At 68.0% G+C, this 22,106-nt stretch carries 19 protein-coding genes; 4 read left to right on the top strand and 15 right to left on the bottom strand.

Annotation, left to right across the window (positions count from 1 at the left end):
* Nucleotides 1–5 precede the first annotated feature (5 nt).
* The gene (locus G6N34_RS06970; RefSeq protein ID WP_085153325.1) at nt 6–860 is read left to right on the top strand and encodes a Sir2 family NAD-dependent protein deacetylase; all 855 of its coding nucleotides are present in this window, start codon (nt 6–8) and stop codon (nt 858–860) included.
* Here G6N34_RS06970 and G6N34_RS06965 read toward each other — a convergent pair.
* Nucleotides 850–2,139 carry a cytochrome P450 gene (locus G6N34_RS06965; protein WP_085153177.1) on the bottom strand — a complete coding sequence of 430 codons (1,290 nt, stop codon included), beginning with the start codon at nt 2,137–2,139 and terminating at the stop codon, nt 850–852. The genes G6N34_RS06970 and G6N34_RS06965 overlap by 11 nt on opposite strands.
* Before the next feature lie 67 nt (nt 2,140–2,206).
* Between G6N34_RS06965 and G6N34_RS06960 the strand changes: the two genes are divergently transcribed.
* Nucleotides 2,207–2,845 (top strand): TetR/AcrR family transcriptional regulator, encoded by a 639-nt coding sequence (locus G6N34_RS06960; RefSeq protein WP_085153175.1) that lies wholly within the window; start codon nt 2,207–2,209, stop codon nt 2,843–2,845.
* Nucleotides 2,846–2,908: 63 nt separating this feature from the next.
* On the opposite strand, the gene proB is transcribed toward G6N34_RS06960, so the two are convergent.
* From proB to G6N34_RS06925, 7 genes are all read right to left on the bottom strand, one after another.
* Nucleotides 2,909–4,021 (bottom strand): glutamate 5-kinase, encoded by a 1,113-nt coding sequence (gene proB, locus G6N34_RS06955; RefSeq protein WP_085153173.1) that lies wholly within the window; start codon nt 4,019–4,021, stop codon nt 2,909–2,911.
* A complete protein-coding gene (gene obgE / locus G6N34_RS06950; RefSeq protein ID WP_085153171.1) occupies nt 4,018–5,469 on the bottom strand; it encodes a GTPase ObgE in 1,452 nt (483 codons plus the stop codon). Before obgE ends, proB begins: the two co-directional genes overlap by 4 nt.
* Nucleotides 5,470–5,563: 94 nt before the next feature.
* Entirely contained in the window at nt 5,564–5,821 is a 258-nt protein-coding gene (rpmA, locus tag G6N34_RS06945; RefSeq protein ID WP_085153169.1) for a 50S ribosomal protein L27, read from the bottom strand.
* A 17-nt stretch (nt 5,822–5,838) separates the two neighbouring features.
* Nucleotides 5,839–6,150 (bottom strand): 50S ribosomal protein L21, encoded by a 312-nt coding sequence (gene rplU, locus G6N34_RS06940; protein ID WP_085153167.1) that lies wholly within the window; start codon nt 6,148–6,150, stop codon nt 5,839–5,841.
* 180 nt (nt 6,151–6,330) lie between these two features.
* The gene (locus tag G6N34_RS06935) at nt 6,331–9,354 is read right to left on the bottom strand and encodes a ribonuclease E (protein ID WP_179965817.1); all 3,024 of its coding nucleotides are present in this window, start codon (nt 9,352–9,354) and stop codon (nt 6,331–6,333) included.
* A gap of 380 nt (nt 9,355–9,734) precedes the next feature.
* The gene (ndk, locus tag G6N34_RS06930) at nt 9,735–10,145 is read right to left on the bottom strand and encodes a nucleoside-diphosphate kinase (protein WP_085153163.1); all 411 of its coding nucleotides are present in this window, start codon (nt 10,143–10,145) and stop codon (nt 9,735–9,737) included.
* Nucleotides 10,146–10,191: 46 nt separating this feature from the next.
* The gene (locus tag G6N34_RS06925; protein ID WP_085153161.1) at nt 10,192–10,800 is read right to left on the bottom strand and encodes a TetR/AcrR family transcriptional regulator; all 609 of its coding nucleotides are present in this window, start codon (nt 10,798–10,800) and stop codon (nt 10,192–10,194) included.
* A gap of 279 nt (nt 10,801–11,079) precedes the next feature.
* On the opposite strand from G6N34_RS06925, the gene G6N34_RS06920 reads away from it, so the two are divergent.
* Both G6N34_RS06920 and G6N34_RS06915 read left to right on the top strand, forming a co-directional pair.
* Nucleotides 11,080–12,033 carry a metal-dependent hydrolase gene (locus G6N34_RS06920; protein WP_085153159.1) on the top strand — a complete coding sequence of 318 codons (954 nt, stop codon included), beginning with the start codon at nt 11,080–11,082 and terminating at the stop codon, nt 12,031–12,033.
* The gene (locus G6N34_RS06915; protein ID WP_085153157.1) at nt 12,026–13,177 is read left to right on the top strand and encodes a DUF7802 domain-containing protein; all 1,152 of its coding nucleotides are present in this window, start codon (nt 12,026–12,028) and stop codon (nt 13,175–13,177) included. Before G6N34_RS06920 ends, G6N34_RS06915 begins: the two co-directional genes overlap by 8 nt.
* Nucleotides 13,178–13,181: 4 nt before the next feature.
* On the opposite strand, the gene G6N34_RS06910 is transcribed toward G6N34_RS06915, so the two are convergent.
* The 7 genes from G6N34_RS06910 to G6N34_RS06880 all read right to left on the bottom strand — a co-directional run bounded on the left by G6N34_RS06910 (nt 13,182) and on the right by G6N34_RS06880 (nt 21,991).
* Nucleotides 13,182–13,571, bottom strand: coding sequence for a DUF4233 domain-containing protein (locus tag G6N34_RS06910; protein WP_085153155.1), 390 nt, complete (start codon nt 13,569–13,571; stop codon nt 13,182–13,184).
* A complete protein-coding gene (folC, locus tag G6N34_RS06905) occupies nt 13,568–15,025 on the bottom strand; it encodes a bifunctional tetrahydrofolate synthase/dihydrofolate synthase (RefSeq protein WP_179965729.1) in 1,458 nt (485 codons plus the stop codon). Before folC ends, G6N34_RS06910 begins: the two co-directional genes overlap by 4 nt.
* Entirely contained in the window at nt 15,022–17,673 is a 2,652-nt protein-coding gene (locus tag G6N34_RS06900) for a valine--tRNA ligase (RefSeq protein ID WP_085153153.1), read from the bottom strand. The genes folC and G6N34_RS06900 overlap by 4 nt, the downstream gene beginning before the upstream one ends.
* 91 nt (nt 17,674–17,764) lie before the next feature.
* Nucleotides 17,765–18,370: a DUF937 domain-containing protein gene (locus G6N34_RS06895; protein ID WP_085153151.1), complete on the bottom strand. Its 606-nt coding sequence runs from the start codon at nt 18,368–18,370 to the stop codon at nt 17,765–17,767.
* Between the two features lie 92 nt (nt 18,371–18,462).
* The gene (locus G6N34_RS06890) at nt 18,463–19,719 is read right to left on the bottom strand and encodes a saccharopine dehydrogenase family protein (protein WP_085153149.1); all 1,257 of its coding nucleotides are present in this window, start codon (nt 19,717–19,719) and stop codon (nt 18,463–18,465) included.
* A gap of 98 nt (nt 19,720–19,817) precedes the next feature.
* Nucleotides 19,818–20,582 carry an ethanolamine ammonia-lyase subunit EutC gene (gene eutC / locus G6N34_RS06885; RefSeq protein ID WP_085153147.1) on the bottom strand — a complete coding sequence of 255 codons (765 nt, stop codon included), beginning with the start codon at nt 20,580–20,582 and terminating at the stop codon, nt 19,818–19,820.
* Nucleotides 20,579–21,991 (bottom strand): ethanolamine ammonia-lyase subunit EutB, encoded by a 1,413-nt coding sequence (locus tag G6N34_RS06880; RefSeq protein ID WP_234812964.1) that lies wholly within the window; start codon nt 21,989–21,991, stop codon nt 20,579–20,581. The genes eutC and G6N34_RS06880 overlap by 4 nt, the downstream gene beginning before the upstream one ends.
* Nucleotides 21,992–22,106: the final 115 nt, after the last annotated feature.

The following is a 22,106-nucleotide window of genomic DNA, read 5'->3' as shown; positions in this document are numbered from 1 at the left end:
AGTCGATGCATGGCCCAGAAGCTCCTGAGTTGATCGCCGTCCTCGCGGGTAGGCGAATCGCGGTGGTCACCGGCGCAGGGCTGTCCACGGACTCGGGAATCCCCGACTACCGCGGACCGGATTCGCCACCGAGCAATCCCATGACCATCCAGCAGTTCACCTCGGACCCGCAGTTCCGGCAGCGCTACTGGGCTCGCAATCACGTCGGCTGGCGGCACATGGCCGCGTGCGAGCCCAATGCCGGGCACCGCGCTCTGGCGGCGCTCGAACACGACGGGGTGGTCACCGGCGTCATCACGCAGAACGTCGACCTGCTGCACACCAAGGCCGGCAGTCGCACCGTGATCAACCTGCACGGCACCTACGACCGGGTGGTGTGCCTGTCGTGTCGGTTCACCATGAGCAGGACCGCACTGGCCGATGAACTCGAGGCGCGCAACCCCGGCTTCCTCGAACGCGCCGAAGCAGTGGGTGGCATCGCGGTGGCGCCCGACGCCGACGCGGTGCTCGCCGAGACGGCGACCTTCCGCCATCTCGACTGCCCGCAGTGCGGTGGCATGCTCAAGCCCGACATCGTCTACTTCGGCGAAAGCGTGGCCAAAGATGTTGTTCAGCAGGCCTATTCACTGGTCGAGGAGTCCGACGCCCTTCTGGTGGCGGGTTCCTCGTTGACCGTGTTCTCCGGCTACCGCTTCGTCCGGCACGCGGTGTCACACGGACTGCCCGTGGCGATCATCAACCGGGGCCCGACCCGCGGCGACGCCGACGCGACGGTCAAGGTCGAGAGCGGATGCTCAGAGATGCTGGCACTGCTGGCCGATGAACTGAGTCCTGCGGCGCCGGCCTCACTCACCAGGTGACCGGCATGGACCGCACTCCGTGGATGAAATTGCCTGGTACGTAAGCGGGTTCGCCAGCCTGCAGGTCCGGGATCTGGGCCAGCAGTTCACCGAAGATGGCCCTCAGCTGAGCGCGGGCGACGTGCGCACCGAGGCAGAAGTGCCGCCCGCCCCCGCCGAACCCCTGGTGCGGGTTGGGGCTGCGGCCCAGGTCGAACTCCTCAGGCCGGTCGAAGACCTCGGAGTCCCGGTTGCTCGACGAGTAGAACATCACGACCTTCTCGCCCGCCAGGATCTGCTGTCCGCCGAGTTCGGTGTCGACGGCGGCAGTGCGCCGGAAAGTCATCACCGGCGTGGCCCAGCGGACCAACTCCTCAACGGCGAGGCCGATGCGGCCCTCGAAATCCTCCAGCAGCCAGGTCCGCTGCTCGGGATGGTCGGTCAGCGCCTTCAGCCCGTGGCTCATGGTCTGCCGGGTGGTGTCATTTCCCGCCACGGCGAGAAGCACGAAGAACGCGGCCACCTCGGGGTCGGTCAGGCGTGAACCCTCGACCTCGGCCTGCACCAGGGCGCTGAACAGGTCGTCGCCGGGGTTGGTGCGTCGTTCGACAGCGAGCGTCAACGCCACCTGGTGCAGGTACATCTGGTTGACCACCAGGACCTCAAGCGGGTTGCGGCCGTCGAGGTAGACCGGGTCGCCCCAGGACACCAGCGCGTCGGCGGCCTCGGCGACCTGGTGGCGCTCCGACTCCGGGATGCCGACCATGTCCGACAGGGTCCGAATCGGCAACTCCTTGGCACAGTGCTCCACGAAGTCGACGCCACTTCCCATGGCCTTCATCTCGGTCACGATGTCCTTGGCGTTGGCCTTGATCGACTCCTCGATGCGCCGCACCTGCCGCGGCGTGAATGCGGCGTGCACCACCTTGCGGATCAGCGTGTGCCGGGGCGGGTCCATCGCCAGGAATGACTGCGAGGCCTCGAGCAGTTCCTCGGGGACGTTCTCGAACAGCACGCCCTTCCCCGACAGGAAGACCTCGCTGTTGCGACTCACCTCGGCGACGTCGGCGTGCCGGGTCACGGCCCAATAGCCGCGGTCGGCGGGGTCGGGCATCAGCGAGTCCTCGACGGGCGGATGCCAGCTGACCGGGCGCTGCTCGCGCAGTTCAGCGAAGGCTCCTTCGCGCTCAGCGGCCGTGGACGCCCAGAACGCCCGCGATGACAGGTCGATCGGGTCGTACGGGCGATCCACGCCACCAGAGGGGGCAGTTGTGCTCGGAGTCACATCGGAGACGCTCATGGCCGAAGACGGTACGACTAGACACTATGTCTAGTCAAGATGCTTTCGCCTCCGATACGCTGCTGCCATGCCGTCGGTGACAAGAAAACCGCAGGCCAACCGCGAGGAACGCCGCCAGCAGATCGAGCGCCGCCTGTTGGAGGCGACCGACCGCCTGATGAGCGACGGATCGAGCTTCACCGAGTTGAGCGTGGATCGACTCGCTACCGAGGCGGGGATCTCGCGCGCCAGCTTCTACATCTACTTCGAGGACAAGGGACATCTGCTCCGCCGCCTGGCCACGCAGGTGTTCGCCGATCTCACCGAGGCAGCCCAGAAATGGTGGTCGGTGGCCGATCGCCACGATTACGCCGACGCACACGCCGGCATCGACGGGATCATCGCGGCCTACCGCGCACATCAGCCGGTGCTGGTTGCGCTCAACGAGATGGCGCCGTACGACGTGGGCGCGCGCGAGACGTACCGCGAACTGCTGGACGGCGTCGCCGACGGGGTGACCACGGTGATCCGAGGCGGACAGGCCGCGGGCACCATCCGCTCCGAACTGCCCGCCGCCACCACGGCCACCGCGCTGACGTGGATGGTCGAGCGGTCCTGCCAGCAGAACCTGCCCCACAACCCGCGCACCTACGACGCTGAACTGGCCGACGTGCTGACCGAGATCATCTGGGGCGCACTGTATCTGAAGGCCGCACCGACTCGTTGAGACCGCAACCACGGCGCAGAAATGCGAGTGATCACCGCCAAGACTGCGGTCTCAGCGGTTGAGCTACAGAGCCACCAGGTCGTCTGCGTGCACCGCGGGCCTGCGCAGTTCGACGGGCAGGTCGGAGGTCGAACGACCGATCATGGTCGACAACTCGGCGGCGTCATAGGCCGCCACTCCGCGGGCCACCACGCTCGCGTCGGCACCACGTAACTCGACGACGTCGCCGCCGTGGAAATGCCCGGCCACCGCGGTGATCCCGGCCGGAAGCAGGGAGCGACGCTGCTTGAGGACGGCCCGCACCGCACCGTCGTCGAGGGTCAGGGCGCCGGAGGCCTCCGCGGCGTAGCGCACCCAGAACCGGCGCGCCGACATCCGCTCGGTGCGCGGCACGAACACCGTGCCCACCGATGCGTCCGACAGTGCCGCGGCCGCATCCGAGGCGGCGGCCAGCAGCACGGGCACCCCGGCGTCGGCCGCCAGCAGCGCCGACGACAGTTTTGACACCATGCCGCCGGTGCCGAGACTGCTGCCCCGTCCGGCGGTGACGTCGGCGAGATCGTCGGGTCCGGCGACCTCGGGGATGAAACGCGCGGGATGGTCCGCGGTGGCCTTGCGGGGGTCGCCGTCGTACAGACCGTCGATGTCGCTCAGCAGGATCAGGGCGTCCGCGCCGACCAGATGCGCGACCAGCGCCGAGAGTCGGTCGTTGTCACCGAACCTGATCTCGTTGGTCGCCACGGTGTCGTTCTCGTTGACAATGGCGACGGCGTGCAGGGCGCGCAACCGGTCCAGCGTGCGCTGAGCGTTGTTGTGCTGCACCCGCATCGAGATGTCATGCGCCGTCAGGAGCACCTGGCCGACGGTGCGCCCATAATGGCCGAACGCCGCACTCCACGAATTCACCAACGCGACCTGGCCGACACTCGCGGCGGCCTGCTTGGTCGCGAGGTCGGCGGGCCGCTTGGTCAATCCCAGCGGTTCGATGCCCGCCGCGATCGCACCGGACGACACGATGACCACGTCGGATCCCGCCCTCATCCGGGCCTCGATGGTGTCGGCGAGGTACTGCAGCCTGGAGGAGTCGAACTCCCCACTGGGGGTGGTCAGAGCCGTCGTGCCGATCTTCACCACCACGGACCGCGCGGTCCTGATGGCCTCGCGATGCATGCTCACTGCTCTGAGTCGTCCTCATCGGACTGCCGGCGCTGCTTACGGGCGATCTTGCGCTCCGCGGCGCCGATGCGGTCACTGCGGTCGAGGCGGATGTCGGTGCCGCGGCCGGTCATCGTGACATCGACGCCAGCCGGGGTCTGCGGCTCCCAGTCGAACGTCATGTCACCGATGGTGACGGCGCAACCGGGGGTGGCACCGAGCTTCAGAAGTTTGTCCTCGACACCCAGGCGTGCCAACCGGTCGCCCAGGTAGCCGACGGCCTCGTCGTTGTCGAAGTTGGTCTGGGCGATCCACCGCTCGGGACGGGTGCCGCGCACGATGAAACCACCGTGGCCGTCGGTCTCGACGGAGAAGCTGGTCTCATCCACCGGGATCGGCCGAATCACCGGTCGGCGCGGCGCCAGCACCGGCTGGGCGGCGCGGTAGGCCGACACCATGTCCCACAGACCGAAGATCAACGGCCGCAGTCCTTCTCGGCTCACTGTTGAGACCTCGAACACGGGCCAGCCGCGCTCGGCGACATCGGCGCGGACGAACTCGGCCAATTCTCTGGCATCGGGGATGTCGATCTTGTTCAGCACCACCGCCCGCGGACGGTCGGCCAGGTCTCCCAGCGTCGAATCGCCCTGCAGGGTGGGTTGATACGCGGCCAACTCGGCCTCAAGCGCATCGATGTCGGAGATCGGGTCACGCCCAGGTTCCAAGGTGGCGCAGTCGATGACGTGCACCAGCACCGCGCACCGTTCGATGTGCCGGAGGAAGTCCAGACCGAGGCCGCGGCCTTCGGAGGCGCCCGGGATCAGACCGGGAACGTCGGCCACGGTGAACGTGTGGTCCCCCGCCGACACCACACCCAGATTGGGCACCAGTGTCGTGAAGGGGTAGTCGGCGATCTTGGGCTTGGCCGCCGAGATCGTAGACACCAGCGAGGACTTGCCCGCGGACGGGAAGCCGACCAGGCCGACATCGGCCACGGTCTTGAGTTCGAGCGTCAGCTCCCGCTCTTCGCCCTGCTCACCGAGCAGTGCGAAACCGGGAGCCTTGCGGGCCCGTGACGCCAGGGCGGCGTTGCCGAGTCCACCCCGCCCGCCCGCGGCGGCTTCGAAGCGGGTGCCCACGCCGACCAGGTCCGCCAGCAGGCGACCCTGCTCATCGAGTACGACGGTGCCGTCGGGCACCTTCACCTCGAGATCGGCCCCTGCCGCACCGTCGCGATTGCTGCCCGCGCCCTGCTTACCGGAGGGCGCGACGACGTGCGGGTGGAAGTGGAAGTCCAGCAGTGTGTGGACCTGGGGGTCGACGACCAGCACGATGCTGCCGCCGCGACCACCATTACCCCCGTCGGGCCCGCCGAGCGGCTTGAACTTCTCGCGGTGCACCGAGGCGCAGCCGTGGCCGCCCGAGCCCGCTCGCGCGTGAATGACGACACGATCGACAAAGCGGGGCATGGGGTGGTCCTTTCACCTCGATTGTGAAGCTACTGCGAGAGATCGCCGAATACTCCGAGATCCCGCAGCAGGCTTCACAGTCGCGGTGGAGAACTCAGGCTTCTGCCGGAACGATGTTGACGGTCTTGCGGCCGCGCTTCTGGCCGAACTCGACCGCGCCCGCCGCCAGGGCGAACAGGGTGTCGTCGCCGCCACGGCCGACGTTATTGCCGGGATGGAAATGAGTTCCCCGCTGCCGCACCAAAATCTCGCCGGCCTTGACGGCCTGGCCGCCGAAACGCTTGACGCCGAGCCGCTGGGCGGCTGAGTCGCGACCGTTGCGTGAGCTGGAAGCGCCCTTCTTATGTGCCATGTCGTTCGCTCCGTCGTCTACTTGATGCCGGTGACCTTGAGCACCGTCAACTGCTGACGGTGGCCCTGCCGCTTGTGATAGCCGGTCTTGTTCTTGAACTTGTGGATGCGGATCTTGGGACCCTTGGTGTGCTCGAGCACCTCGCCGGTGACGGCGACCTTGGCCAGATCCTTGGCGTCGGTGGTGACCTTCGCACCGTCGACGACGAGCGCGACGGGCAGTTCAACCTTGGCGCCGGGCTCGACCTCGAGCTTCTCGACCTTGACCACGTCACCCGCGGCGACCTTGTACTGCTTGCCGCCGGTCTTGACGATTGCGTATGTCGCCATCGTTTGCCTGTCCTCGTCTCGTCGTGCTTCTCGTGGGCGCGCGCCACCCGAAGGCTGCGAACGCGGGTCTGTGGTGGCGGAGCTGCGGCTCACACCGCGGAAGTCCGCCGCTGCGGGCGCAGGGCCTGCAGACAACTGCTCAAGGTTACGTGACCAGCGGGTAGAGGGTCAAACCGCCTGTCAGCGCGGGGGGCCCGCGGCCCGAACCGCGGCCCTCCTGCGGCGTGGACGTGCCACGACCACGGGTTCTTCGACCTCGGAATCCTCGAGGTCGTCGTCGCCGTCGTCATCACTGTCGTCGTCGTCAGTGTCGTCATCGTCACTGTCGTCCTCGTCGTCGTCAGTGTCGTCGTCGTCACTGTCGTCGTCGACCAGGTCCACATCGTCGATGTCGTCCTCGGAATCCTCGTCGTCATCGTCGAGGTCGAGTTCGTCGGTCTCGTCGTCGCTGTCGTCGTCGTCCTCGTCAGCGTCGTCGGACTCTTCGAAGTCGTCGGACTCCTCGAAGCCGGTGTCCTCGACACGCTCCTCGCCGACGGAGTCGTGCACCGAATCCTCATCGAGGTTGTGCAGGTCGCCGTCGACGACCACTTCCGCGCCGTCCTCGTCGTCCTCAGGCGTGCCGTTGGCCGCGGCCATCGCCTTGAACATCGGATGATCGCCCGCGGAGTGCGCCGGGAGCTTCGCGACCGGCTGCGGCTCGTCAACCTTGGCCTTCTTGCCGCGCTTCCCGCGTCGTCCACCGCCACCGCTGCCACTGCCACTGCCGGCACCGGACTCGGACTTACGCGCCGCGGGCGCACCGGAGTCGACCGGATCGGCGTGCAGCACGATGCCTCGTCCGGCGCAGTGCGTGCAGGTGGTGGAGAACGCTTCGATCAGGCCGGTGCCCAGGCGCTTCCGGGTGAGCTGCACGAGCCCCAGGGAGGTCACCTCCGACACCTGATGCCGGGTGCGGTCTCGGCCCAGCGCCTCGGTGAGGCGACGCAGCACCAGATCCCGGTTGGACTCCAGCACCATGTCGATGAAGTCGATGACGATGATTCCGCCGATGTCACGCAACCGCAGTTGCCGCACGATCTCCTCGGCGGCTTCGAGGTTGTTCTTGGTGACTGTCTGCTCGAGGTTTCCGCCGGCGCCCGTGAACTTTCCGGTGTTCACGTCGACGACGGTCATCGCCTCGGTCCGGTCGATCACCAGCGTGCCACCCGAGGGCAGCCACACCTTGCGGTCCATCGCCTTGGCCAGCTGCTCGTCGATGCGGTGCACCGCGAACACGTCGGGGCCGGACTCGTTCTCGTACTTGGTCAGCTTCGGAAGAAGCTCGGGCGCAACGGAATTCACGTACTCGTTGATCGTGGTCCAGGCGTTGTCGCCCGAGACGATCAGACCGGAGAAGTCCTCGTTGAACAGATCGCGGATGACCTTGACCAGGACATCGGGCTCCTCGTAGAGCGCGACCGCTGCACCGGAGGCCTTCTTCTTGGTCTCGATGGCCTTGGCCTCGATCTGCGTCCAGCGCTCCTGCAGGCGCGTGACGTCGGACCGGATGTCCTCTTCCTTGACGCCCTCCGACGCGGTGCGGATGATCACGCCGGCGTCCGATGGGACGACCTCGCGCAGGATCTCCTTGAGCCGCTGCCGTTCGGTGTCGGGAAGCTTGCGGCTGATGCCGGTCGACGAGGCGCCGGGCACGTAGACCAGGTAACGGCCGGCGAGTGACACCTGTGTGGTGAGGCGAGCACCCTTGTGACCCACCGGATCCTTGCTCACCTGGACGACGACGTAGTCGCCCGGCTTGAGGGCCTGCTCGATCTTGCGGTTGCTGCCACCCAGGCCTGCGGCCTCCCAGTTGACCTCACCCGCGTAGAGCACGCCGTTGCGTCCGCGACCGATGTCGACGAAGGCCGCCTCCATCGACGGCAGGACGTTCTGCACGATGCCCAGGTAGATGTTGCCGACCAGCGACGCCGAAGCGGCAGACGTGACGAAGTGCTCGACCACGACGCCGTCCTCGAGGACCGCGATCTGGGTGTAGCGCGCACCCTCGTGCGGCGGCTCCGTGCGGATCTTGTCACGCACGATCATGGTGCGCTCGACGGCCTCGCGGCGCGCGAGGAACTCGGCCTCGCTCAGGATCGGAGGACGACGACGGCCCGCGTCCCGGCCATCCCGGCGGCGCTGCCGCTTGGCCTCCAGGCGCGTCGATCCGCTGATGCCCTGGATCTCGTCGTTGTCGTTCCGGGTCTTCTCGCGGGGCGCGCGCTCATGCACGACCGTGTTGGGCGGATCGTCGGGCGATGCGGCCTCACCGTCATCGCTGGAACCGGACTTGCGCCGCCTGCGGCGACGGCGGCGACGGGTGGCGCCGTCGGAGCCGCCGGCCTCGTCGTCGCCCTGGTCTTCTGAATCCTCGGACTCAGCGGTCTCGGAGTCGGAGTCGGAGTCGGAGTCCGAATCCGCAGACTCGGTCGCGGTGTCGGAGTCCTCGTCGTCGCCGTCGGACTCGCCGGTGCCGTCTCCGCCTCGCCCACGGCCTCGGCCGCGGCGACCGCGGCGGCGGCGGCGGTTGGCCGGACGCTCCGAATCGTCGGCGTCGTCGGCGTCCGCCGAATCCTCACCCTCTTCGGCGGCGGACTCGTCGTCGACGGGCTCGTGGTGGTCGGCGTCCTGCTCGTCGGCGACGGGCTTCGGCCGAGCGTCGACGGGCTGGGGTGCGACGAACAACGGAAGGTAGGCGGCGGCCGGGGCCTCGGACTCGGCCTGGCCAGCCGGCGTCTCGAGCAGCAGCCTGGACTCGGGCTCCTGAGGCGCCGAGAAAAGATTGAGCAGCGCGGTGGCGTCAGCGGGCTCGGGGGTTTCGGTGACGTCGGACTCGGCGGGGGCCTCCTCGGCCGCCGCCTCGGCGGGCGCAGGAGTTTCAGCCGGTTCGGTTGCCTCAGCAGGCGCAGGAGCCTCAGCCGGTTCCGGTGCCGCAGCGGGCGCGGCGCCGCTGGATGCGGCGTCGTTGGCTGCGAGCACGTCGCGGACTCGGACCGCGTCGACTCGGTCGACGCTGGAGTGCGCGCTGCGGGAGCGGCCGTCCAGCTCGATCAGCGCGTCGAGGACCTTCCGACTGGTGGTGCCGAGCACCCGCGCCAGGGAATGAACCCTCAGGCGCTCAGGCAGTTCAGGCTGCTCGGCGCCTGGGGCCTGGCCCTCCACCGCAGCTTCTGCGGTGTTGTTGTCGGTGCGGTCATTGTTTTGGGCATCGTCGTCCACGTAGTCTCCTTAGCCCCCGGGCGCGTCTTTCAGACGCGGCCGCGCGAGGGCCTCCGCTATGTACCCGGTGGATGGCCGGGCTTGTATGGTCTCGCCCCGAGAGACTCGCGGACATCCTGTTCGGAGCCAGCGACCCTGTTCGGTGCCTGGTTGAGAATGATGACTGGGGCGGTCTGCGCCACACCGCTGGTAGCGATGGTCGCGCTCGTCAAAGTCTTCATCCGAGTGTCAGCCGCCGGTGTGACGACGTACACCCAACAGTCAGTATCCCATATGGGATCGCGTGGTCCGACCAGGTGGAGATTTTACCGGTGCGCCGCGGATCAGCGACCGGGGAACCAGAGCGCGATCTCGCGCTCTGCGGACTCGGTCGAGTCCGAGCCGTGCACCAGGTTGAACTGCGTTTCGAGACCGAAATCGCCCCGGATCGTGCCCGGCACGGCCTTCTCCACCGGATCGGTGCCACCGGCCAACTGACGGAAGGCGGCGACGGCGCGCGGGCCCTCGAGGATGGCCGCGACGACCGGGCCCGAGGTGATGAACTCCAGCAGCGAGTCAAAGAACGGCTTGCCGTCATGCTCGGCGTAGTGCGCCCGAGCCAGGGCGTCATCAACGTTCTTCAGCTCGAGGGCTGCAATCGACAGCCCCTTACGCTCGATGCGGGTGATGATCTCCCCCACCAGCTGTCGCTCCACACCATCGGGCTTGATCAGGGCAAGAGTCCGCTCAGTCACGGCGGACAGCGTACCCGGCCCGGTTGACGAAACATGAACCCCCTGATCAGGACCGGTTCTGGGCCAGAATCGCGCCTCCCAGCCAGCGGTTCAGAAACGCCCGCAGATCGTCGCGGGAACGGGTCTGGGGGTTGGGCGCCACGAAGAACGACAGCATGGTCCGCAGAGTGAACTCCACGAGGTCGGTCAGCGCCGCGTCGTCGTAGCCGTAATGCGCCCAGTCGACATCGAAGCGGTTGATCATCCGCATACCGATCTCCCGCGCCTCATCGGAGGCGATGGCACCCGAGTGGGTGCTGACGTACGGCTCGGACAGCAGGATGCCCAGATGGGGTGTGCGTGCCACCTCGTCGAGCGAATACAGCACGCCTTCGGTCATCGCGGCGGCCGGATCCTTGATGCCACGGACGGCCTCGGCGAGACGGTCGAGGAAGTCGTCGACCGAGGCGATCGCCGCGGCCCGCATGAGCGCATCGGCCGTCGGGTAGTAGCGGTAGACGGTCTGGCGGATGACACCGAGCGAGGCCGCGACATCGGAGATGCTGATCGCGGTCCCGGTCTGCGCCAGGAGAGCCACCGCGGCCTCGACGATGCGCCGCGACGCCTCCTGGTCGTCGGCCGGCGGACTTCCGTTCCACCCTCGCCTACGAGCCACTGGTCGACCCACCCTCTGACGGCATTTCTGCAGGATAGCGAGGTGATCTGAGACCGGGCCTCTCGCACCCTCTCCCCCAACGCCCACCGCGCAACCACGTACGGATGTCGGCGCGAACTGCGTACGCAGGTGCGCGCTCGCGGAGGCATTGGAGCCCTGGCCCGCCCCTGTGCCCGCGGTCGTGCGGTGTGCGCACCGGCGCTTGACGCGGCCCGTGCCAACATACAATCATACAAGCATCGTCAGCTTTGTATGATTACCGAGCGAGGTTCTCCCCCAATGACCGATCTGATCGTCCGCAAGATGCGGTTCGCATTCGCCGAATCGCCCGTGCCGTTCCTGTGGAACGAGGCCAACCCGGCCTTCGCGAGCATGGCCAACGCGGTGTCCTTTCTGGCCGTCGCCTTCGAGAAGATGATCGGCGCGATGATCACCGAGGCCATGCCTCTGATCACCGACCCTGAGGTCGCCGCCGAGGCTGACGCGTTCACGCGCCAGGAGGGCCAGCACTCCATGGCCCACCGCCAGCACGTCAAGGGGCTCATCAAGAGCTACCCGGGCCTCAAGGAGACCCTCGACGACGTGATCGGCGCCTTCGACGACCTGACCGCCAACACGCCGCTCAAGTACCGGTTGGCCTACACGGCAGACTTGGAGGCCACCTTCACGCCGGTCTTCAAGCTGATGCTCGACCACGACGACACCCTGTTCGCCCCGGGCGACGACCGCGTGGCCTCACTGTTCCTGTGGCACTTCGTCGAGGAGGTCGAGCACCGCAGTTCGGCGCTGATCATCTACAACGCGGTGGTCGAAGACCCGTGGTACCGGATGCGGGTGGCCCCGTCGGTCTTCAAGCACGTGTGGGCGGCACTCAGGGTCGCCTGCGAGGGCTTCAACAAGCACGTCCCACTGTCGGAACGGCAGATCGACGCGCTGTCGATGTTCGGAATGCAGGCGCGGAAAAAGTCTCTGCTGCAGAAGCTTCCGTTCACGAAGGCGCCCTATGACGGCCCGTTCGAGAATGCCTTCCGGCACATGCCGGTACGCGAGATGCTGACCGCGCTCACGGGCGTGGTGCGCAGCCAGATCCCAGGCCACGATCCCGCGCACGAAAACCTCCCCGCGCTGGCCCAGGAGTGGTTCGATCGGTACGACGAAGGATACGAAGTGACGCGGTGGTACACCGCAGGGAACAAGGTGGACGCCATGACAAAGGACAGCACCCATGTCTGATCTGTGTACGCCGACATTCGCCAATCTTGCCGAGCGGCTTGGCTTCTCATGTGAGGAGGTCGGCGGTCTGGTCAATCTCCGCAATCCGTTCGGCCTGGAGAACTGGACACTGCTCGCGCTCGAGGTGCTCATCGTCACCGGCGCGGTGCTGGCCCTGGTGTATGCGATCAACCGCCAACGCCGCCACGGTGATCCCACCAACCTGGTGCTGTGGTTCGGCGCCATCGCCTACCTGCTGATCATCGAACCGCCGCTGTACTTCCCGTCGGCGTTCGGCATCAGCGAGTACGTCGACACGATGTTCGCCCACAACGTGTTCACCGTCGAGTTCCTCTGGGACCGCCTGCCGCTCTACATCATCGCGATCTACCCGATCATGGCGACGATCTCCTTCGAGATCGTGCGCAGGCTAGGGGTTTTCGCCCGCTACGGGTCGTTCGTCGGTGCCCTCTGTGTCGGGTTCGTGCACCACGCGTTCTACGAGATCTTCGACCATCTCGGCCCGCAACTGCGGTGGTGGGAGTGGACCCTGGACCACCCGCTGAACCAGCCCTTCTTCGACTCCGTGCCGCTGCCCAGCGTCGTGGTGTTCGCCGCGCTGTGGCCCACGTCGTTGGCGTTCTGTGTGCAGTTCTTCGTCGGCCGCCATGTCGACGCCGGCCGGTCCTTCACCGGCGGTCAGGTGGTGCTGCGCACGGTCGTGGTGGGTGTGCTCGCCGCGATCGGCACGTTCATCCTGCCGCTTCCGGCGACGGTCAGTGGGGGCATCACCGGCAGCACCACCGTCGGCGGCGTCGTGTACGCGCTGGAACTGTTTGTGCTCAGCGCCATCTCGGCCGTGGTGCTCATCGTGCAGTGGCGCCGCCTGCGCAGCGGCGAGGGCAGCGGACATCCCGCCCCCAGGGTGATCTTCGGCTATGCCGGGGTCTATCTCGGCGTGATGGCCGTGCTGTGGCTCACGGCGCTGCCCGCGTACTTCGGCGCGGTCGACGGTGTGACGGCGAGCGGCGACCCGACGGGCAGCCTCTGGTACACCGTGGCGTGCTTCGTCGTCGCGATCTCAGCCGTCGTGGCCGCGGCGACCGTGCCGACCCGGCAGAGCGTCCCCGCGGACGCATCCGAGGCGGCGACCGCCTCGGGGTAGCACGTCAGTCGCGTGGCTGCTGCCCCGGCAGCAGCCCGCGGCGCTGCCGACGCAGGACTTCTGCGCGCAGGTAGACGATCATCAGCCACACCACGGCGAAGATGATCCCCATGATGCCGATGCCCGGATAGATGGCCCAGCCGGCGATCAACGCCACCTGCACACCGACGTTGGCCCAGATCGCCCACGGCCGACCCTGGATGCCGGACATCAGCACCAGAAGCACCGCGAACCCGATCAGGTACGCCGTCGAGAGCCCGGTCAGCCCGCCGCCGACCGATCCGACCACCGGCAGCGCGAGCAGGACGACGATCGCCTCGAGGATGAGCGTGCCCGCCATCACTCCGCGGAAGCTCTTCCACGGATCGGTCGGTGCCGGTGTCTGCTCGCTCATTGGGGATCCTTGCCGAAGAGGGTTCGCGCCGCACCCGCGGTGACGACCGAACCGGTGATCACTATGCCCGTCCCCGACAGGCCCTCGCCGGCCCCGGCGTCCTCCACCACGGCGGTGGCGGTCTCGATGGCGTCGGCCAGAGTCGGTGCCACGATCACACGCTCCTGACCGAACCGCTCCTCGGCCCGCAACGCCAGTTCCTCGACCGCCATCGCACGCGGAGATCCGTTGTGGGTCACCACAATCTGGTCGAACGCGGGCTCCAGCGCGGCGAGGACACCGTCGACGTCCTTGTCCGCCATCACCGAGACCACACCGACCAGGAAGCTGAAGTCGAACTCGGCCGCCAGCGCGGCGGCCAAGGCCGTGGCACCGGCCGGGTTGTGCGCCGCGTCGATGAAGACCGTCGGAGCGCTGCGCATCCGCTCCAGCCGGCCGGGGCTGGTCACGGACGCGAAACCCGCGCGGACGGTGTCGATGTCGAGTTGTCGGGCCGCGCCGGCGCCGAAGAACGCCTCCACCGCGGCCAGCGCCAGCGCCGCGTTGTGCGCCTGATGCTCACCGTGCAGAGGCAGGAAGATCTCGGAGTACACCCCGCCCAAGCCCTGGATCTCCAGAAGCTGTCCGCCGACGGCGGTCTGCCGGGTCAGCACCGCAAACTCCGAACCCGCCCGCGCCACAGCCGCGTCCGCCTCGACGGCGCGCGCCAGCAGCACCTCCATGACCTCGGGCGCCTGCTCGGCGATGATCGCCACAGTGCTCAGGTCCAGTTCGGTGGTCACCGGGTCAGCGGCGTGCTTCTTGACGATCCCGGCCTTCTCCGCCGCGATCGTGGCCAAGTCGGTGCCGAGGAACTCGGTGTGGTCCAACCCGATCGGCGTGATGACGGTGACGGGCGCGTCGACGACGTTGGTGGCATCCCAGCGCCCACCGAGGCCGACCTCGATGACGCCGACGTCGACGGGGGCGTCGGCGAAGGCCGCGAACGCCATCGCCGTCACGACCTCGAACTTGCTCATCGCGGGCCCGCCTGCCGCCTGCGACTGCTGATCGACCAGGTGCACGAACGGTTCGATCTCGCGGTAGGTCTCGACATAGCGCGCGGGGCTGATCGGCCGCCCGTCGATCGAGATGCGCTCGGTGGCCGACTGCAGATGCGGGCTCGTGGTGCGTCCCGTGCGCCTGCTGAACGCGGTCAGGAGAGCGTCGACCATCCGTGCCACCGACGTCTTACCGTTGGTTCCGGCGATGTGGATGCTCGGATAGGTCAACTGCGGCGAGCCGAGCATCTCCAGCAGTGCGGTGATGCGCGCCGTCGACGGTTCGATCTTGGTCTCCGGCCAGCGTTGATCGAGCAGATGCTCGACCTGCAGCAGGGCGGCCACCTCGTCGGGGGTGGGCTCTTCGACGAGATTGGGCTCGTCGGCGGGGATTCCTTCGTCGTCGAGGCTCACTTCAGAGCGCCCAACCTCGCGGTGATGCGCTCCACTTCCTCGGTGGCCAGTTGCTGCCGGTCCCGGATCTTGGCGACGACGGCGTCGGGAGCCTTGGCCAGGAACGCCTCGTTCTCGAGTTTGGCTGTGGTGCCCGCCAATTCCTTCTGCGCGGCGGCCAGATCCTTCTCCAGGCGACGACGCTCGGCGGCGACGTCGACCGTGCCGGAGGTGTCGACCTCGACCAGGACCGTGCCGCGCGCCAACCGCACCTCGATCGACGCGCTGGCCGCGAAGCCCTCTTCGGCGTCGGTGAGCCAGGACAGCGCGGTGACGGCGGGCACCTGTTCGGTCAGGTCCGCCTCGGCGATGCCGGACAGTCGGGCCGGGACGCGCTGCCGGTCGGCCAGGCCCTGATCGCTGCGGAAGCGGCGCACCTCGGTGACCAACTTCTGCATGTCGGCGATGCGCGTGTCCGCCGTCGCGTCCAGCGCGATGCCGGATGACTGCGGCCACGCCGCGATCACCAGCGACTCGGAATCTGTGAGGGCCTTCCACAGCACCTCGGTGACGAACGGCATGACCGGGTGCAGCAGTTTGAGCAGGTTGTCCAGCACGAAGGCCAGCACTGCCGTGGTGCCCGAGACACCCTGGGACAGCTGAACTTTTGCCAGCTCCACATACCAGTCGCAGAACTCGTCCCACGCGAAGTGATACAGCGACTCGCAGGCCCGGCTGAACTCGTAGGCGTCGAAGGCCGCGTCGACCTCGGCACGCACCTGCTCCAGGCGGCCCAGGATCCAGCGATCGGCGTCGGTGAGCGCCGCGGAATCCGGCAGTTCGGCCGGTGCCGCGCCATTCATGAGCGCGAAGCGCGTGGCGTTGAACACCTTGGTGGCGAAGTTACGCGAGGCCCGGGCGTGGTCCTCACCGATCGACAGGTCACCGCCCGGGCTGGCGCCGCGAGCCAGGGTGAAGCGCAGCGCGTCGGCGCCGAACGCCTCGACCCAGTCCAGCGGGTCGATGCCATTGCCCTTCGACTTGCTCATCTTGCGGCCGAACTCGTCACGAATCAGGCCGTGCAGGAACACATTCTGGAACGGCACCTGGGCCGGCCGAGCGCCGTCGAGGGTGATGGTGTCATCGCCACCGACGAAGGTGCCGAACATCATCATGCGCGCCACCCAGAAGAACAGGATGTCGTAACCGGTCACCAGAACACTGGTCGGATAGAACTTCTCGAGTTCGGGCGTGCGGTCGGGCCAGCCCATCGTGGAGAACGGCCACAGTGCCGACGAGAACCACGTGTCGAGCACATCGGGGTCCTGCTCCCAGCCCTCCGGCGGCGTCTCGTCGGGCCCGACGCAGACCTTCTCGCCGTTGGGGCCGTGCCAGATCGGGATGCGGTGTCCCCACCACAGCTGACGCGAGATGCACCAGTCGTGCATGTCGTCGACCCAGCCGAACCACCGCGGCTCCAGGCTCGGCGGATGAATCACGGTGTCGCCGTTGCGGACCGCGTCACCGGCGGCCTTCGCCAGGGATTCGACCTTGACCCACCACTGCAGCGACAGCCGAGGTTCGATGGGTTCACCGCTGCGCTCGGAGTGCCCGACGCTGTGCAGGTAGGGCCGCTTCTCGGCGACGATGCGACCCTGGGCGGCCAACGCCTCACGGATGGCGACCCGCGCCTCGAACCGGTCCATGCCGTCGAATTCGGTGCCGGTGTCGGCGATGCGGCCCTTGGTGTCCATCATCGTCGGCATCGGCAGCTTGTGCCGCAGACCGATCTCGAAGTCGTTGGGGTCGTGCGCCGGGGTGACCTTGACGGCACCGGTGCCGAACTCGGGGTCGACGTGCTCGTCGGCGACGACCACGATCTCGCGGTCCTGGAAGGGATGCGGCAGCGTGGTGCCGACCAGCGCGCGGTACCGCTCGTCGTCGGGATGCACCGCGATCGCGGTGTCACCCAGCATCGTCTCGATACGGGTGGTCGCCACCACCAGGTGCGGTTCGTCATCGGACATCGAGCCATACCGGAAGGACACCAGCTCACCCTCGACGTCCTCGTACTTCACCTCGAGGTCGCTGATCGCGGTCTCCAGCACCGGCGACCAGTTGACGAGGCGCTCGGCCTGGTAGATCAGGCCGGCGTCATAGAGGCGTTTGAAGATCGTGCGGACGGCGCGGGACAGGCCCTCGTCCATGGTGAACCGGTCGCGACTCCAGTCGACACCGTCGCCGATGCGACGCATCTGCCCGCCGATGGTGCCGCCGGACTCGCGTTTCCATTCCCAGACCTTCTCCACGAAGTTCTCGCGGCCGAAGTCCTCCTTGGTCTTGCCGTCGGCGGCCAACTGCTTCTCCACGACCGACTGGGTCGCGATACCGGCGTGGTCCATGCCGGGCAGCCACAGCACCTCGAAGCCCTGCATCCGCTTGCGCCGGGTGAGCGCGTCCATCAGCGTGTGGTCGAGCGCGTGCCCCATGTGCAGGCTGCCGGTGACATTGGGCGGCGGAAGCACGATCGAGTAGGCCGGCTTGTCGCTGGCGGGATCGGCGGTGAAGTAGCCGGCGTCGACCCACCCCTGATACAGCTCAGTCTCTACCGCGTTCGGATCCCACGACTTGGGCAGGGACTCGGCGCGCGTGTTGGGGGTGGCGGTCACCCGTTGATTCTATTGAGGCTGCCAAACCGACGCGAAGGCCCCCGACCTCGGGTGAAGTCGGGGGCCCCGCGGAATGCGCTGTTGCTGGGTGTCAGCGCTTGCCGCCCAGCAGCCCGCCGAGGATCTCCCCGATCGGGTTGCTGTTGCCGCCGCCACCGCCGAGCACGCTGCCCAGGATGCTGCCCAGCGCGTTGTTGCCGCCGCCACCGCCGGTGGCACCACCGAGGATGCTGCCGAGGATGTCGCCGATACCGCCACCGCCGGACTGGGCCGCCTGCTCCTGGGCCGGCGCGTTGTTCTTCGAGAACTGCTGACCGATGTAGGCCAGCACGATCGGCGCCAGGATCGGCAGCAGCTTCTGCACCAGACCGCTGCCGCCGGGGGCCTGACCAGCGAGCGCGGACGCGACCGCGGTGCTGTCGTTGCCACCGAAGATGTTGGCGACGATCTTGTCGCCGTCGTTCTCATCGACGTCGTCGACCGTCACACCGCCGTCGAGCAGGCCGGCGTGTTGCTCGGCCGAGGATGCGATCTTGCCCGCGAGCTGGTCGTCGTTCTGGGCGTTGACCTGCAGGCCTCCGACCAGGGCCGGAACCAGCTGCTGGATCGCTGCACTGACCTCACCCTGGTCCGCACCGAGTTTGCTAGCGATGTCCTGAACGGGGATCTGCGCAATCAGATCGTCAAGACCTGCCATGGCTGTTCACCTTCTTTGCTGCGTTGTTTGAACCTCGCGGAGAACACTAGTCCACCCCGGGTGCGTTCAGGGCGGTTTGCCGCGCCTTGATTTCAGCTCAGCCGCTCGGTGCGCAGATCCACCTCGGCCGCGGGCAGGCGGGTCAACAGTGCGTCGCCGATCGCGGCGGCGGGCGTGAGCACGCCCGTCAGCGGGGACAACGCGTCGCGATCGAGTGCCAGCGACAGCGCGCTCTCACCGAGCAGCACCGACGTCGCCTTGTAGCCGAAGTCACCCTTCTGCGCGAAGGTGGCCCGGTAGCGCGCCCCGGTTTCGGTCGTGGTGTACGTCTCGACGGTGTAGTGCCCGCGGTCCCGAGCGGCTTCGCTGGGCCCCTCTCCGGGTTTGGGCACCACACGGTCGATCAGGGTGCGGGGCAGATGCTTGAAGTACCGACTGCCCAGGCCCATCGTGAGCGCGTTGGCACCGGTGACGGCGGCGGCGAGCACCGGCGCGGCCACCGACCGTCCGACGGACATCTGCTCGCCGTAGGCGAATCGGCGCCCGTACGCGTACCCCAGTAATGCATTGCTGCGCCGCACAATTCGACTGTTGGGCATGGCCATCGCGAAGGCACCGGTCCAGTGGCCGGCCAGTTCGGGCGCGATCTCGGCACCCCGCCGCCACCGCACGTCCTTCTGCCCGCCGAGTTCGGGTTCGGCCGCGCGGTCGGGGCTCAGCGTGTACGGGTCCTCGAGGGCACGGCGCAGTTCCGGGTCGTTGGACGAGGAGGTCAACAGGTCCAGCATCGAGGCCGTCGTACCGCCCGAGACACCACCGGACATCGCGCGCAGCACCATGTTGGTGTCCAGCAGGTGGCCCGCCCTGTCGTCCTGCGCCCGCCGGTAGAGCGCATACACCGACAGATCGGAGGGGATGGAATCGAATCCGCAGGAGTGCACGATCCGGGCCCCGGTGTCGGCGGCCTGTTGGTGGTACAGATCGATGCTGTCGCGGATGAAGTTGGTCTCCCCCGTCAGGTCGGCGTAGTCGGTGCCCGCCGCGGCGCACGCCGCGACCAACGGCAAGCCGTACTTCGCATACGGGCCCACCGTCGTGACCACGACCCGCGTGCGGGCGGCCAGGTCGTTGAGTGTCGACGGCGACGCGGCATCGGCGGTGAGGATCGGCCAGTCCTTGGCCGCCTCACCGAGGGAATCCCGCACCGCGAGCACCCGGTCCGGTGCGCGGCCGGCCAGCGCGATCCGCGCGCCGCCGCCCGCCCTGGCCAGGTAGTCGGCGGTCAACCTGCCGACGAAGCCCGTCGCGCCGTACAGGACGATGTCGAATTCACGCTGCGTCTCGGCCACGCCCCGAACCTACCCACATTTCCGGTGCGCGCCGAGCCTGTCGTTATCGACACCCGCACTCGCACAACTCCGCGATAACAACAGCCTGGGCGCGAAGGTTACGGCAGGGCCGCGTGCTCCGCCTCGGTGAGCTCCGCCGGCGAGGTGTCCTTGAGGTCCACCCCGGAGCGGCCCAGCGCTCGCGCCCCGGTGAGCAGCGAGGCGATGGTCTGCGCGGCGCGCTGGTAGCCGAGTCCGTCGGGCGGGTGGATGTTGGACACGCAATTGCGTTCGGAGTCAGCCATTCCCGGCCTCGGCCGGTATGTCAGGTAGGCACCGAGGCTGTCGGCCACCGACAACCCCGGGCGTTCGCCGATCAGCACGACCACCGCCGCGGCACCGACCTTGGCCGCGATGTGATCACCGAGCGCGACGCGGGCCTGCACGGCCACGACGGGCGGGGCCACCGTCATCGCGGGCGGCAGTTCCTTCAGGATGGCGCGCGCGGTCGGCACGGCGTGGTCGGCCACCGCGCGCGCCGACAACCCGTCGCAGACCACGATCACCAACTCGGCGTTGGACCTCGGCAGCACCGAGAGGTCGGCGGGAAGCCGCCCGAGGTCGGGCCTGCGCAGATAGGTGGGCCGGTCCGGGGCGCGGCTCTGCACGGCCGCGGCCGCACCCACGCCAAGCTCAGACAGTTCCCCGATCAGCGTCGCGACGTCGACGGCCGAGTGCACGGCGTCACGCGCGGCGGCATGGGCCGCACCGAGGTCGAGCCGGGCCGCGGTGTCCAGCGCGTCACCGGCGCGCCCCAGCCCGATCCGTGACCGGGTGTGCGCCCGGAGCCGATCCCACAGCGCGTGCTCGGCGTCCCGGGTCATGCCGTCGCCGCCAGTGCGCGCAGCGCCGAGGCGCTGGCCGCCAGGGGACGGACCAGGCCGTCGTCGCCGATCATGTCCTGGGCCGCAAGCCACGTCTCGAACTCCGGGGCGGGCCGCAGGCCGAGCGTGCGGCGTGCGTACAGCACGTCGTGGAACGACAGGCTCTGGTAGCCCAGCATCACGTCGTCGGCGCCCGGCACGGCGATGACGAAGGCCGTGCCCGCCGCGGCGAGCATGGTCAGCAGGACGTCCATATCGTCGCCGTCGGCTTCGGCGTGGTTGGTGTAGCAGACGTCGACACCCATCGGCAGGCCCAACATCCGTCCGCAGAAGTTGTCCTCCAACCCGGCGCGGATGATCTGCTTGCCGTCATAGAGGTACTCGGGGCCGATGAAACCCACGACGGTGTTGACCAACAGCGGTTCCACCGAGCGGGCGACGGCGTAGGCCCGAGCCTCCAGCGTCTGCTGGTCGACCGGCACCCCGCCCACGCCCAGGTGCGCGTTGGCGCTCAACGCCGACCCCTGACCCGTCTCGAGGTACATGACGTTGTCCCCCACGGTGCCGCGATGCAGGGACCGTCCGGCCTCCATACCTTCCCGCAGGAGTGCGAGGTTCACCCCGAAGCCCCGATTGGCGGCCTCGGTTCCGGCCACCGACTGGAACACCAGGTCGACGGGTGCGCCCGCCGACACCAGGTCGATGGTCGTCGTGACGTGGGTCAGCACGCAGGACTGGGTCGGGATCTCGTAGCGGGACCGGATGTCGTCCAGCAGGTGCAGGAGATCGCTGACCGCACGCGGTGAGTCCGAGGCCGGGTTGATGCCGATCACCGCGTCCCCGCTGCCCATCAGCAGGCCGTCCAGCGTCGCCGCGGCGACTCCGCGTGGACTGTCGGTCGGATGGTTGGGCTGCAGCCTGCTCGCCAGCCGCCCCGGCAGGCCGATGGTCGACCGAAATCCCGTCGTCACCCGGGGAAGTCGCGACACCGCGACCAGGTCCTGGTTGCCCATCAGTTTGCTCACGGCCGCGACCATCTCCGGGGTCAGGCCGGGTGCCAGCGCCGTGACGGCCTCGGGTCCGTCCGGCTCAATGACCTGGCGCAGCAGCCAGTTTCGGAACTCCCCCACCGTCATCCCCGACACCGGCGCGAACGCCTCCCGGTCGTGGGTGTCGATGATCAGACGGGTGACTTCGTCGGTCTCGTACGGGATGACGGCCTCGCACAGGAACTCTGAGAGTTCGACGTCGGCGAGGATCATGCGGGCCGCGGCGCGCTCGGCGTCGGATTCGGCCGCACAGCCCGCCAATTGGTCCCCTGATCGCGCGGGGGAAGCCTTGGCCAGCAGATCGGCCAATCCGGAGAAGGAGTAGCCGCGGCCGGCGAGCGCGGTTCTGCGTAACGTCACACACCCATCGTGGCCAGTGCCAATCGTCGCTTTCGTGAACCACGGTAAACACCAGGAAAATTCCGCGTCATCTGACATCGCTCGCCAGCGCCGGTGGACTTCACCGCAAGTTAAC

The organism is Mycolicibacterium confluentis, assembly GCF_010729895.1.
In the GTDB taxonomy this organism is placed as follows: Bacteria; Actinomycetota; Actinomycetes; order Mycobacteriales; family Mycobacteriaceae; genus Mycobacterium; species Mycobacterium confluentis.
This window is presented reverse-complemented; position numbering and strand designations above follow the sequence as displayed.

Excerpts from the sequence above, each read along its gene's own strand:
- G6N34_RS06970 (WP_085153325.1), top strand. The coding sequence starts at position 6 with ATGCATGGCCCAGAAGCTCCTGAGTTGATCGCCGTCCTCGCGGGTAGG.
- G6N34_RS06965 (WP_085153177.1), bottom strand. The coding sequence starts at position 2,139 with ATGAGCGTCTCCGATGTGACTCCGAGCACAACTGCCCCCTCTGGTGGC.
- G6N34_RS06960 (WP_085153175.1), top strand. The coding sequence starts at position 2,207 with ATGCCGTCGGTGACAAGAAAACCGCAGGCCAACCGCGAGGAACGCCGC.
- obgE (WP_085153171.1), bottom strand. The coding sequence starts at position 5,469 with ATGCCCCGCTTTGTCGATCGTGTCGTCATTCACGCGCGAGCGGGCTCG.
- rpmA (WP_085153169.1), bottom strand. The coding sequence starts at position 5,821 with ATGGCACATAAGAAGGGCGCTTCCAGCTCACGCAACGGTCGCGACTCA.
- rplU (WP_085153167.1), bottom strand. The coding sequence starts at position 6,150 with ATGGCGACATACGCAATCGTCAAGACCGGCGGCAAGCAGTACAAGGTC.
- G6N34_RS06920 (WP_085153159.1), top strand. The coding sequence starts at position 11,080 with ATGACCGATCTGATCGTCCGCAAGATGCGGTTCGCATTCGCCGAATCG.
- G6N34_RS06915 (WP_085153157.1), top strand. The coding sequence starts at position 12,026 with ATGTCTGATCTGTGTACGCCGACATTCGCCAATCTTGCCGAGCGGCTT.
- G6N34_RS06910 (WP_085153155.1), bottom strand. The coding sequence starts at position 13,571 with ATGAGCGAGCAGACACCGGCACCGACCGATCCGTGGAAGAGCTTCCGC.
- G6N34_RS06895 (WP_085153151.1), bottom strand. The coding sequence starts at position 18,370 with ATGGCAGGTCTTGACGATCTGATTGCGCAGATCCCCGTTCAGGACATC.
- eutC (WP_085153147.1), bottom strand. The coding sequence starts at position 20,582 with ATGACCCGGGACGCCGAGCACGCGCTGTGGGATCGGCTCCGGGCGCAC.